Origin of the sequence: Clostridium sp. MCC328 (genome assembly GCF_018785465.1) — a bacterium.
GTDB lineage: Bacteria > Bacillota > Clostridia > Lachnospirales > Lachnospiraceae > Pilosibacter > Pilosibacter fragilis.
Map to the genome: position 1 here is coordinate 89,966 of NZ_WQPW01000008.1, position 12,469 is coordinate 102,434.

Consider the following 12,469-nt stretch of genomic DNA (forward strand, 5'->3'; position numbering starts at 1 on the left):
GACGGACCGGCGGTCTGGTTTACCTGCCGAAGTTACATAAAGGGGGATTTCAAGATGAAAGATGCTGTCGTAATCAAGGGAAATAAAGCGGGAATGACGGTCTATCTGGAGAAAGACCTGGATTTTGAGGAGGTTCTTCAGGCAATCGCAAAGAAGTTCAAGGCGACGGCGAAATTCTGGGGAGCTGCCCAGATGACACTGACACTGGAAGGACGGGATCTGACACCGGAGGAGGAGTACCGCGTCGTTCAGACTATTACGGAAAACTCTGATATTGAGGTGCTTTGCCTTCTCGACACGGACGGGAACCGGACGAGAAAGTGTGAGCAGGCGTTAAATGAGAGACTTATGGAGCTGTCCTCCCTAACAGGCCAGTTTTATAAGGGAAATCTCCGCGACGGGGATGAACTGGAATCGGAAGCCAGTATCGTCGTGATCGGTGACGTGGAAAAGGGAGCGAAGGTCAGCGCGAAAGGAAATATTGTCGTCTTAGGGGCGCTCCGCGGAGCGGCTTACGCAGGTGTCTGCGGGAATGAGGACGCGGTGATCGTCGCCTTCGAGATGGCACCGATGTCTGTGCGGATCGCTGGACTTTCCCTGAAAAAAGCCGGGAACGGACGTCACCTGGGACGGGGGCCGATGATGATCCTGTCTGAAAACGGGAAAGTTGTAGAGGAGCCGATCAAGAAGAGCTTTCTGAGCGCACTGAATTTTATTTAAGCCAAATGCCTAACCGTCCTTGCGTGCAGGCACGCAGTCCGTTTAGTTGCTTGACAACCTTTAACTGTAAATTTTTTATAAACTCTATTTTTTACTGGAATTTTTTGCTTTTTTCATGTAAAATATATTTTGTGGATTTATGTCCAGGCAGCGCCATTCTCAGATAATAGAACCGCTGCGGTACATTACAACTGAATACAGGAGGATATTCTTATGAGTGAAGTCATTGTTGTTACATCCGGAAAAGGGGGTGTTGGCAAGACGACGACCTCAGCGAATGTCGGTACAGGACTTGCCATGCTTGGGGAAAAAGTAATTCTGATCGATACAGATATCGGTCTGAGAAACCTCGACGTGGTGATGGGACTGGAGAACCGCATCGTCTACAACCTTGTGGACGTCGTGGAGGGAAACTGCCGTCTGAAGCAGGCACTGATAAAAGACAAAAGATATCCAAACCTGTTTTTACTTCCGTCCGCCCAGACCAGGGACAAGTCTTCCGTGACTCCCGGCCAGATGCGAAAGCTGGTGGATGACCTGAGAGAAGAGTTTGATTATGTACTGTTAGACTGCCCTGCTGGAATCGAGCAGGGATTTAAGAATGCCATCGCCGGAGCGGACCGTGCCTTTGTGGTGACGACTCCCGAGGTGTCAGCAATCCGTGACGCTGACCGGATCATCGGTCTTCTGGAAGCAGAGGAGATCTCAAAGATGGATCTCATCGTAAACCGGATCCGGATGGATATGGTCCGGCGCGGGGATATGATGTCAATGGAGGACGTGACGGATATTCTCGGAATCCCAATCCTCGGCGCGATCCCGGACGATGAGGAGATCGTGATCTCCACGAACCAGGGGGAACCTCTGGTGGGAATGAATTCCTTTGCCGGACAGGCTTATCTTAATATCTGTAAGCGGATACTTGGTCAGGAGGTGCCGCTTATGGGGCTTGAGAAAAATAAAGGATTCTTCCATATGTTTAGCGGTCTCTTAAAACGGGCATAAATGAAGAAGAGGCTGTTCCATATCCTGACAGGAAGAAATTCCGGAAACATAGCAAAAAAACGGCTTGAATTTCTGCTGATCGCAGACCGGGCCGGATGTACGCCGGAGATCCTCGAGATGTTAAAAAACGACATGATAAAAGTCATATCAAGATATATGATGATCGATCCGGAGCAGCTGGAGGTCAAGGTGATCCATATGGACCACAAAAGGGTGGGAGAGAAGCTCCCTGTCCTGTACGCCAGCATCCCGGTTCGTGAACTGCTAGTTAAGGGGACATTTTAATACATGTTTTCAGAATACAATTTTAAAAACTTCAATTTCCGCCTGCTGTTCTATGCCCTGGCATTAAACGCCATCGGGCTTCTCGTGATCAACAGCGCGGTAAACGGAGACAGAAGCTATATCAACCGCCAGTTGATCGGCCTTTTCGGCGGACTGGTGATCATGCTCTTCCTGGCTCTGACTGATTACCACAAACTGATGCGCTGCACCGGCGTGATCTACCTTGGATGTGTGGCGATCCTTCTCGCGATCATCGTTGCGGGACAGTTCGGAGGAGCCGGAACCGGTGCGAGACGCTGGATCACGCTTCCTGTTATCGGACGTTTCCAGCCGTCGGAATTTGTTAAGATCGGTCTGATCATTTTCTTCTCCTGGTTTCTGCAGCGAAATCAGGAGAAGATCAATAATCTCCGCACGTTGATCATCGTCGGAGCATTTGCTGCTGTTCCGCTGCTTTTAATTATGAAGCAGCCGGATCTGTCCACGAGTATCGTTATCATGTTTATCATCGTATGCCTGATCTTTGTCGCGGGACTCAGCTACAAATGGATCGTCGGCGCTGCCGCCGTCGTGATCCCGGGGCTGGCCCTCACGGTATTTCTCGCCGAGCGGGGCGCTGTGCCGTTTCTGACAGGATACCAGGTAAACCGAATCCTTGCCTTCGTCAATCCTGGAAAATACGCGGACCTGAATGTCCAGCAGGATAACTCAAAGATGGCCATCGGATCGGGAATGCTGTATGGAAAGGGCCTGCTCAATGAAACGGCCATTTCCGTAAAGAACGGAAATTTCTTATCGGAGGAACACACTGATTTTATTTTCGCCGTGATCGGCGAGGAGATGGGCTTTGTGGGCTGCATGCTTGTGCTGGTCCTGTATCTTCTCTTTGTATTTGAATGTCTGCGAATGGCAGGGAGAACGAGAGACCTGACTGGAAAGCTTCTCTGTACGGGAATAGCTGCTCTCGTTGGATTCCAGGCATTTACAAACATTGCGGTTGCCACCGGAATTTTCCCGAACACCGGGCTTCCGCTTCCGTTTATCAGTTATGGTGTAAGTTCGCTGGTAAGTCTTTATATCGGCATCGGCGTTCTCTTAAACGTCGGACTGCAGCAAAATAAACTAGAATTCTAGGAGGTATTGTTATGAATGTTGGACTGATCGCTCATGATTCCAAAAAGAAACTGATGCAGAACTTCTGTATTGCGTACAAGGGAATCTTAAGTAAACATAACCTCTATGCGACCGGAACCACCGGCAAACTCATCGAGGAAGTCACAAACTTAAATATCCATAAATTTCTGCCGGGGCATCTTGGCGGAGAGCAGCAGATGGGAGCACAGATCGAGAACAACGATATGGATCTCGTGATTTTCTTAAGAGATCCGCTGTCCCCGAAGTCCCATGAGCCGGATGTCAACAAGGCTGTGAGACTCTGCGATATCCACAATGTCCCGTTAGCGACAAACCTCGCTACGGCGGAACTTCTGGTCAAGGCCTTGGACCGCGGCGATCTGGAATGGCGCGAGATGTATAAGTAATGGGAAAGAAGATAAGATGGATCCCGGGAATCGTGGGACTCTGCCTGCTTCTTGGCGCGTCTGGCTGCGCGAAGTCCGCAGGTGCAGGAAGCTCCTACGCCCTGGATCAGAGGATTGGGACGTTTGCCGCCTCCGGAAGCGGAAGGACGGCGGATGGATTTGCGGCAGACCTGGCAGTGGTGACAGATGAAACGAGCGTGGATGAGACGCTCACAGCGGAGTCTGCCGGAGTGTTTCCGTTAGACGGCGGAAATGCTGTTTTCGCACAGGATGTCTTTGAACGGAGAAACCCTGCCAGCACGACAAAGGTCATGACGGCACTTATTGCTTTAAAATATGGGAATCTTGATGATGTGGTGACGGTTCCCCAGGAGTCGGTGATCACGGAGAGCGGTTCCTCCATGGCGGGAGTCGTTCCCGGAGACAAGCTGACACTGGAGCAGCTTCTTTACGGCCTTCTGATCCCATCTGGAAACGACGCGGCGAATGCTATCGCGGTCCACATGGGCGGATCCATCGAGGGCTTTGTGAAGATGATGAATGAAGAGGCTGTACAGATCGGTGCAACAGGGACGCATTTTGCGAATGCCAACGGTCTGACGAATGCGGATCACTATATGACCGCCTATGATCTCTATTTGATGTTCCATGAGGCGTTAAAGTATGAGAAGTTCCGGGATATTATCGGGACAAAAACGTACACTGCGTCCTATAAAGGGGCAGATGGATCGGATAAGACCGCGTCCTGGAGTGTCAGCAATTACTACATGCTCGGAAAGAGGGAAATGCCGGATGGACTCTCTGTATTCGGAGGAAAGACCGGAACCACGCAGGCAGCGGGGTATTGTCTGATCATGGGGGAGAGGGACGCGGACGGAAAAGAGTACGCATCCGTTGTAATGCACGCGGACAGCCGCGATGCCCTCTATTCGGATATGTCGACGATCATTGAGAAGATCGACCGATAGCGGAAAACAGGAAGAAAAAAGCGTGAATGAACAGGATATGAAAGTTTTCGGGGGATTCGGAGGCTTTCGTGTCCTGTTTTTTGCTCCCGGCATCCGTAAAGAACTGTCGACGGCAGATTCTGCAGGTGTTGGAAGTACATTCTGCTTTTGTATGAAATTATTTCGAAATTTAGAAATAATGGTTGCAAATTTTCAGCAAATAGTCTATAATAAATTTACAAACAAGAGATTTTTTATACAAAATATATAAAATCCAAGGAGGAGTGCATTATGGTTCAGATCATCGCAGGACGGAAGGGAAAAGGAAAAACTAAATATTTACTTGATATGGCTAACACAGCTGTGAAAGAGGCAAAAGGTTCAATCGTTTACCTTGATAAGAGCTCGAAACATATGTACGAGCTTAACAATAAGATCCGCTTAATCAACGTAGCGGAGTTCTCTGTAAGTACGGCTGAAGGCTTTATCGGTTTCATCTGCGGAATTATTTCCCAGGATCACGACCTCGAGGCTATGTATCTCGACAGTTTCTTGAAGCTCGCTGGTCTTGAGGGAGAAGATATCACTGCAACTCTCGCAGAACTGGATCAGATCAGTGCAAAATACCATGTAAACTTTGTATTAAGCGTATCCATGGATGGTGAAGAACTTCCGGAATCTGCAAAAGATATGGTACTGGTAGCTTTATAAAATAATCGCTCCTTCCTATATAAGAGTACATAAACACCTGCCTGACGGCGGGTGTTTATGTTTTATGGAAAAATGAAAAGCCCGGTTTAACGGGATATTTCCAGATCAGAGGACATATATTGCCAGGTGTCTGAAAAGAAAAATTAAAAATAAATAAAACGTCAAGCAAAAACACTTGACAACCATCCTCGTTTATAGTATGATATCGCAGGTGACCTGATATGGAAAAAATTGTAGCACAGGGTCTTCTGTATGATTTCTATGGAGAGCTCTTAACGGAGCACCAGCGGCGTGTATATGAAGATGTGGTATTTAATGACATGTCCCTCAGCGAGATCGCCGAAGAACAGGGAATCAGCAGACAGGGCGTGCATGACTTGGTGAAGCGCTGTGACAAGATTCTTTCCGGATACGAGGAAAAACTGAAGCTTGTCGAGAAATTCAACCAGACAAAGAAAATGGTAGAAGAGATTAAGGAACTGGCTGGCCAATATAAAAAGGACGGCGACCGATCCCTGATCGACAGGATCGAAGCGATTTCCGAAGAGATCGGGAAGCTGTAAGTCAGAGGGAGAGTTTTCATGGCATTTGAAAGTTTAGCCGATAAATTACAGAATGTCTTTAAAAACTTAAGAGGCAAAGGAAGACTGACAGAGGCAGATGTAAAAGCTGCCCTGAAGGAAGTCAAGATGGCTCTCCTGGAAGCCGATGTAAGTTTTAAAGTTGTTAAACAGTTTATCAGTTCTGTACAGGAGCGTGCAATCGGACAGGATGTCTTAGAGAGCCTGACTCCGGGACAGATGGTAATAAAAATTGTAAACGAGGAACTCGTAAAGCTTATGGGTTCCGAGACCACAGAGATTGCCTTAAAGCCTCAGAATGAGATCACCGTGATCATGATGATCGGACTTCAGGGTGCAGGTAAGACAACGACTACGGCAAAGCTTGCCGGAAAGTTTAAGGCGAAGGGCAGAAAGCCGCTCCTTGCGGCCTGCGACGTTTACCGTCCTGCTGCGATCAAGCAGTTACAGGTAAACGGTGAGAAAGTCGGAGTTCCGGTCTTCACGATGGGTGATAACCAGAATCCGGTGAATATCGCGAAAGCCGCTGTGGAACATGCCAGAAAAGAAGGCATGAATCTTGTATTCCTCGATACGGCGGGACGTCTTCAGATCGACGAGTCCATGATGGATGAGCTCGTCAATATCAAGGAAGCCGTTGAAGTCGACCAGACGATCCTCGTTGTCGATGCGATGACCGGTCAGGATGCAGTAAATGTAGCCGGAAGCTTCAATGATAAGATCGGTGTCGATGGCGTGATCTTAACAAAGCTTGATGGTGATACGCGAGGCGGTGCGGCGTTATCGATCCGTGCCGTAACGGGAAAACCGATCCTCTACGTCGGTATGGGCGAGAAGCTCTCCGATCTGGAACAGTTTTATCCGGACCGTATGGCTTCGAGAATCCTTGGAATGGGTGATATCCTTTCCCTGATCGAGAAAGCCGAGTTTGAGGTAAGCGAAGAGAAGGCGAAAGAAATGAGCCAGAAACTTCGCAAAGCAGAATTTGATTTTAACGATTTCCTGGATCAGATGCGCCAGATCAAAAAGATGGGCGGCATGAGCAGCATCTTAAACATGATGCCGGGAATGTCTCAGATGAAGGGAAATGTTGAAATAGACGAGAGATCCATGGATAAAGTGGAGGCGATCATTCTCTCCATGACGAAGGAGGAGCGGGCGAATCCGTCCCTCTTAAATCCGTCGCGAAAGCAGAGGATCGCAAAGGGAGCCGGCGTAGATATTGCCGAGGTAAACCGGATCGTCAAACAGTTTGAACAGTCGAAAAAGCTTATGAAGCAGCTTCCCGGAATGATGGGAGGCGGCAAGCGGAAAGGGCTTGGCGGACTGGGCGGGATGCTTGGAAAGATGAAATTACCTTTCTAAATACCGCAATTTATGATAAGAAGGCAAATGCGATTCCCGCATGGCTGATAAACGAAAAAACCAAGGAGGTGAAATTGTCATGGCAGTTAAGATGAGATTAAGAAGAATGGGTCAGAAGAAGGCTCCTTTCTATAGAATTATCGTTGCAGATTCCCGTTCCCCGAGAGACGGTCGCTTCATCGAAGAGGTTGGATACTACGATCCGAACACAGAGCCGAGCACCATCAAATTCGACGAGGAAGCAGCTAAGAAGTGGTTAGGAACAGGCGCTCAGCCGACTGAGACTGTTGCTAAGCTCTTAAAGGCAGCCGGTATCCAGTAATCGAGGTGGATTCAATGAAGGAATTGGTAGAAGTTATCGCCAAAGCGCTGGTTGATAATCCAGATGAAGTCGTTGTTACGGAATCTGAAAAAGAAGAAGAGATCGTCATTGAGCTTAAGGTTGCCCCGACCGATATGGGAAAGGTGATCGGAAAGCAGGGAAGGATCGCGAAAGCCATCCGCTCCGTTGTGAAGGCAGCTTCTTCCAAGATGGATAAGAAAGTGATTGTTGAAATTCAGTAATCGTGAGGGACTGTGGACAGGATTTTTCCCGGCTGCAGTCCCCTTTCTGTCATTAAGGAGACAATATGGAAAAATATCTTCGCGTAGGCGTCATTACCTCCCCGCACGGCGTGCGCGGCGAGGTGAAGGTCTATCCGACCACCGATGACGTGATGCGCTTTAAAAAATTAGATAAAGTGATTCTGGATCTCGGAAGAGGAGAGACACGGGAGTTAAAGATTCGTCAGGTGAAATTCTTTAAAAATATGGTCATCCTGAAATTTGATGGCGTGGACACCATGAACGAGGTGGAAGGCTGGCGTCAGAAGGATCTTCTTATTACAAGAGATCAGGCGATCCCGCTGGAGGAGGATGAGTTCTTTATCACAGACCTCATCGGACTTAACGTTGTCACAGACGAGGGAGAGACACTTGGAACTTTGACGGATGTCATGGAGACCGGAGCGAATGATGTGTACTGCGTGAAGACACCGGAGGGAAAAGAGCTTCTTCTCCCGGCGATCCGCGACTGCATCCTGGACGTGGATCTCGACAAGGAAGAAATGCTTGTTCATGTTCTCCCGGGACTTCTCGATCTGTAGGGAGGCTGCGATGAACTTTCATGTACTTACCCTGTTCCCGGAAATGATCATGAACGGTCTGGAGACGAGTATTCTCGGCCGCGCGGCTGCAAAGGGAATCGTATCATTTGAGGCAGTGAACATCCGTGATTATACGCTGGAGCGCCACGGCAAGGTGGATGATTATCCATACGGAGGAGGAGCCGGGATGGTCATGCAGGCAGAGCCGATTTACCGCGCTTACGAGGCCCTTGTGGAGAAAATCGGAAAGAAACCACGTGTGATCTATATGACACCCCAGGGTCAGACCTTCAACCAGAGTATCGCGGAAGATCTCGCGAAGGAGGAAGATCTGGTGTTCCTCTGCGGACATTATGAGGGCGTGGATGAGCGTGTCCTCGAGATGATCGCTACAGATTATCTCTCCGCGGGAGATTATGTCCTTACGGGCGGTGAACTGCCGGCGATGATGATGATCGACTGCATCTCAAGGCTTGTGCCGGGAGTGCTGAACAATAACGTATCTGCGGAGTTTGAGACGTTCCATGATAATCTTCTGGAGTATCCCCAGTATACCCGTCCGGAAGTATTCATGGGCAAAAAGGTGCCGGATATCCTGCTTTCCGGCCACCACGCGAATGTGGAGAAGTGGCGCAGGGAACAGTCCATTATCCGAACGTTAAAGAACCGGCCGGAGCTTCTTGAGGATGCGGTCCTGTCGAAGAAGGAGCAGAAGTTTCTCGACGAACTGTTGAGACAGCAGGAATTGGAGAACGCCCAGAAGGTCAAAAATAAAGAGAAAGCATCGGCGGCACATGACGGGGAAGAGACCGCCTGATCCGTGCAGCAGCTGGAAAAATGAGACTTTCGCTCCACAAATATTGGTTACAGTTCAGCCATTACATCTTCTTGTTTTCATATTCATGAAAACAAGAAGCTTGGTGGTTCCACCATATGCTGATTTGGATGAAAAAGTGCTTATGCAAGCAAGCTTGCAACACACTTTCTCATTCAAACCAGCGCATGGCTGAACTGTAACAAATATTGTGCGATTTTTGAGAAAACCGCTTGCATTTTGGCTGACGGTATGGTAAAATACAAAACTGTGGTATCCGAAAGACGGGGAAGTCCTGTCGATACGGAGGCTTAAATCATAAGAGATGGTCCGCTGCCGCAGGAAAAGATGATGCGGGTAAGAACATCGAATACTTTAAGGAGGTTCATATCAATGAACGACATTATCAAGAATATCGAAGCTGCACAGTTAAAAGAGTCTGTACCGAGCTTCAACGTAGGTGACACTGTAAGAGTATCCGCTAAGATCAAAGAGGGAAACCGTGAGAGAATCCAGGTTTTCGAGGGTACAGTTATCAAGAGACAGAACGGCGGCGTTAGAGAGACTTTCACAGTAAGAAAGAACTCCAACGGTATCGGCGTTGAGAAGACATGGCCGCTTCATTCCCCGTCTGTTGAGAACGTTGAGGTTGTTAGAAGAGGTAAAGTTCGTCGTGCGAAACTTTACTACTTAAGAACAAGAGTAGGTAAGGCAGCAAAGGTTAAAGAATTAGTAAAATAATTCATAACTGTACAGAGAGTCAGTAGATCAAAGGGGCAATGAAAATTGTCCCTTTGTTTTTAATGTAACAGGAAATTCCGAGGAATTCCCTGTTACATTAAAAGACACTAACGTGCCAAGGATGCGCACTCGCGCGAAGATGTAGATTGTCGCAAGCGACCGCGCGAGGCGCGAGAATGTGCCAAGGCACATTCTTTTTATATGAAAGTGTTGTTAAGCGGATGACCAGACTGCGTACTTGCGCGCAAGGATGGGCAGACATTTGACAGCCAAGCCGATATAAGTAAGCAGGGCGATAGCCCGGATTACGAATTTTGGCGGCAATTGTGGGAGTGACTTAGTCATGGAACAATTGCCTTTCAGAGAGGGGGCCTCGCCATGGAATTTTTTGAGGAAAAGGAATCGAACAGGCTTCACCGGCTCACGGAATGGGCGGTCGACTGCGCAGTCATGGTTGCCCTTGCGTGTTATCTTGTGTTTTGTTTTGGAAGCAGGATTGAGATGAATGGAAGTTCCATGAAGCCCGTGCTGGAATCCGGAGATGTGGTATTGATGAACCGCCTGTCCTACGATATCGGGAAACCGAACCGGCTTGATGTCGTTGTGTTTGAGCGGGAAGGGCAGCAGCCTGGAATCAAGCGGATCATCGGACTTCCGGGGGAAACGGTCCAGATCAAAAACGGGTCCATCTATATCAATGGGGAACTCTTAAAGGCGCAGGACGGTCTTGGTGAGGCCACGATCGCCGGGGCAGCCGAATATCCGGTGGAGCTTGGGGAGGATGAATATTTTCTCCTGGGAGACAACCGGGAATCAAGTGAAGACAGCCGGTTTTCCGGCATTGGAAATATAAAACGGGAAAATCTCATCGGACGCGTCTGGCTGCGGTTTCAGCCATTTTCCAGACTTGGTTTCGTCCGGTAGCAGGAAAGGACGGAGACAATTACTATGAATATACAGTGGTATCCAGGCCATATGACAAAGGCGAAACGCGCCATGAAAGAGGACGTGAAGCTTGTAGACCTCGTGATCGAGCTCGTGGACGCGCGCGCGCCGTTAGCCAGCCGCAACCCGGATATTGACAGTCTCGCAGCTGGAAAAGGCCGTGTGATCCTTTTAAACAAGGCAGATCTCGCTTCTGAGAAGGCAAACGCGGCGTGGATCACTTACTTTGAGAGTCAGGGTTTCCAGGTCATGAAGATCGACGCGAGGGCGAAGGCAACCTTAAAGCAATTGAATGCCCTGATCCAGGAGGCATGTAAGGAGAAGATCGAGCGCGACAGAAGACGCGGAATCTTAAACCGCCCGGTGCGCGCCATGGTGGTGGGGATCCCGAACGTGGGAAAATCCACCTTCATCAACAGCTTTGCCGGAAAGGCGGCTGCGAAGACCGGAAATAAGCCTGGCGTCACAAAAGGAAACCAGTGGATCCGCTTAAACAAGCAGGTGGAGCTTCTTGACACCCCAGGGATCTTATGGCCGAAATTTGAGGACCAGAGAGTGGGACTTTTACTGGCATTTTTAGGTTCCATCAACGATGAGATCCTGGAAAAAGATGAGCTGGCATCCGAGCTTGCGGACTATCTTAGGAATATCACTCCGGGACTCTTAAAGGAGCGCTATGGAATCGAGGAGGACGGAAAGAAGCCGTATGAGCTTCTCGATGAGATCGCGGCAGCCCGCGCATGCCTGACGAAAGGCGGGGTGAATGATCTCACGAAGGCTGCGAGACTGCTGCTCGATGAATTCCGGGGTGGAAAGCTTGGAAGGATTACGCTGGAGATGCCGGAAAAGAAAGAAGAAGCGGAATAATATAAAACTCTGAAAATGCAGAGGTGTGCAGATATTTCCCGGAAATATTCAGATGATGACTGTTTTGATGAAATGAAAGGGGAGAAGCTGCGCATGCAGGCAGAGAAATTATGTGAGGATAAGGAGCTGGGCAGAATATGGCAAGACGGGTGCTGACGGGAGAAAAACTTGAGAAGGAACTGGAACGTCTCTCTCTTATGCGGGAATTCGAGAGACAGTATGAGGACTGCGCATTCATCTGTGGAATCGATGAGGCAGGTCGTGGACCTCTTGCGGGTCCTGTAGCAGCCGGTGCGGCGATTCTGCCGAAGGATTGCCAGATCCTTTATCTGAATGACTCAAAGAAGCTCTCTGAGAGCCGACGGGAGGAACTATTCCTGGAGATCAAGGAGAAAGCCATCGCCTGGTCGGTGGGGATCGTGGGTCCGGAGCGGATTGATGAGATCAACATCTTGCAGGCAACCTACGAGGCGATGCGACAGGCCATCTCGAAGCTCGATCCGGTGCCGCAGGTCCTCTTAAACGACGCGGTGACGATCCCGGGCGTTGCGATTCCCCAGGTGCCGATCATCAAGGGCGACGCGAAGAGCGTTTCTATCGCGGCAGCCAGCATCCTCGCAAAGGTGACCAGGGACCATATGATGGAGGAGTACGATAAAGATTATCCGGAGTATGGTTTCGCGAAGCATAAAGGATACGGAACTCCGGCGCATATCACGGCGCTCAAGGAGTTTGGTCCGACACCGATCCACAGACGGACGTTTATTACCAAATTCGTATAAATTGGCAGGCTCGAGGATCA

The 12,469-nt window shown here is 49.2% G+C and carries 17 protein-coding genes; all 17 read left to right on the forward strand.

Going from position 1 to position 12,469, the window contains the following annotated elements:
* Nucleotides 1-54 precede the first annotated feature (54 nt).
* Entirely contained in the window at nucleotides 55-720 is a 666-nt protein-coding gene (locus tag GPK83_RS01520) for a septum site-determining protein MinC (protein ID WP_015554327.1), read from the forward strand.
* A 213-nt stretch (nucleotides 721-933) separates the two neighbouring features.
* Nucleotides 934-1,725 (forward strand): septum site-determining protein MinD, encoded by a 792-nt coding sequence (minD, locus tag GPK83_RS01525; RefSeq protein WP_015554328.1) that lies wholly within the window; start codon nucleotides 934-936, stop codon nucleotides 1,723-1,725.
* Nucleotides 1,726-2,010: a cell division topological specificity factor MinE gene (gene minE / locus GPK83_RS01530; RefSeq protein ID WP_015554329.1), complete on the forward strand. Its 285-nt coding sequence runs from the start codon at nucleotides 1,726-1,728 to the stop codon at nucleotides 2,008-2,010.
* A 3-nt stretch (nucleotides 2,011-2,013) separates the two neighbouring features.
* Nucleotides 2,014-3,144 carry an FtsW/RodA/SpoVE family cell cycle protein gene (locus tag GPK83_RS01535; protein ID WP_117469550.1) on the forward strand — a complete coding sequence of 377 codons (1,131 nt, stop codon included), beginning with the start codon at nucleotides 2,014-2,016 and terminating at the stop codon, nucleotides 3,142-3,144.
* Between the two features lie 11 nt (nucleotides 3,145-3,155).
* Nucleotides 3,156-3,551, forward strand: a complete 396-nt coding sequence (locus GPK83_RS01540; RefSeq protein WP_015554331.1) for a methylglyoxal synthase — start codon at nucleotides 3,156-3,158, stop codon at nucleotides 3,549-3,551.
* Nucleotides 3,551-4,519, forward strand: coding sequence for a serine hydrolase (locus GPK83_RS01545; RefSeq protein WP_215703832.1), 969 nt, complete (start codon nucleotides 3,551-3,553; stop codon nucleotides 4,517-4,519). Before GPK83_RS01540 ends, GPK83_RS01545 begins: the two co-directional genes overlap by 1 nt.
* Before the next feature lie 270 nt (nucleotides 4,520-4,789).
* Nucleotides 4,790-5,209, forward strand: a complete 420-nt coding sequence (locus GPK83_RS01550; protein WP_015554333.1) for a hypothetical protein — start codon at nucleotides 4,790-4,792, stop codon at nucleotides 5,207-5,209.
* Between the two features lie 221 nt (nucleotides 5,210-5,430).
* The gene (gene ylxM, locus GPK83_RS01555; protein WP_015554334.1) at nucleotides 5,431-5,772 is read left to right on the forward strand and encodes a YlxM family DNA-binding protein; all 342 of its coding nucleotides are present in this window, start codon (nucleotides 5,431-5,433) and stop codon (nucleotides 5,770-5,772) included.
* Between the two features lie 18 nt (nucleotides 5,773-5,790).
* On the forward strand, nucleotides 5,791-7,155 hold the full coding sequence (gene ffh / locus GPK83_RS01560; RefSeq protein WP_215703833.1) for a signal recognition particle protein: 1,365 nt from the start codon (nucleotides 5,791-5,793) through the stop codon (nucleotides 7,153-7,155).
* Between the two features lie 79 nt (nucleotides 7,156-7,234).
* On the forward strand, nucleotides 7,235-7,477 hold the full coding sequence (gene rpsP, locus GPK83_RS01565) for a 30S ribosomal protein S16 (RefSeq protein ID WP_015554336.1): 243 nt from the start codon (nucleotides 7,235-7,237) through the stop codon (nucleotides 7,475-7,477).
* Nucleotides 7,478-7,491: 14 nt separating this feature from the next.
* A complete protein-coding gene (locus GPK83_RS01570; RefSeq protein ID WP_015554337.1) occupies nucleotides 7,492-7,719 on the forward strand; it encodes a KH domain-containing protein in 228 nt (75 codons plus the stop codon).
* Between the two features lie 65 nt (nucleotides 7,720-7,784).
* Nucleotides 7,785-8,300, forward strand: coding sequence for a ribosome maturation factor RimM (gene rimM, locus GPK83_RS01575; RefSeq protein WP_015554338.1), 516 nt, complete (start codon nucleotides 7,785-7,787; stop codon nucleotides 8,298-8,300).
* Between the two features lie 10 nt (nucleotides 8,301-8,310).
* Nucleotides 8,311-9,117, forward strand: coding sequence for a tRNA (guanosine(37)-N1)-methyltransferase TrmD (gene trmD / locus GPK83_RS01580; protein ID WP_215703834.1), 807 nt, complete (start codon nucleotides 8,311-8,313; stop codon nucleotides 9,115-9,117).
* Between the two features lie 390 nt (nucleotides 9,118-9,507).
* Nucleotides 9,508-9,855, forward strand: coding sequence for a 50S ribosomal protein L19 (gene rplS / locus GPK83_RS01585; RefSeq protein WP_015554340.1), 348 nt, complete (start codon nucleotides 9,508-9,510; stop codon nucleotides 9,853-9,855).
* 378 nt (nucleotides 9,856-10,233) lie between these two features.
* Entirely contained in the window at nucleotides 10,234-10,779 is a 546-nt protein-coding gene (gene lepB / locus GPK83_RS01590; protein WP_015554341.1) for a signal peptidase I, read from the forward strand.
* Between the two features lie 24 nt (nucleotides 10,780-10,803).
* On the forward strand, nucleotides 10,804-11,667 hold the full coding sequence (gene ylqF / locus GPK83_RS01595) for a ribosome biogenesis GTPase YlqF (protein ID WP_015554342.1): 864 nt from the start codon (nucleotides 10,804-10,806) through the stop codon (nucleotides 11,665-11,667).
* 137 nt (nucleotides 11,668-11,804) lie between these two features.
* Nucleotides 11,805-12,449: a ribonuclease HII gene (locus tag GPK83_RS01600; protein WP_117469556.1), complete on the forward strand. Its 645-nt coding sequence runs from the start codon at nucleotides 11,805-11,807 to the stop codon at nucleotides 12,447-12,449.
* Nucleotides 12,450-12,469: the final 20 nt, after the last annotated feature.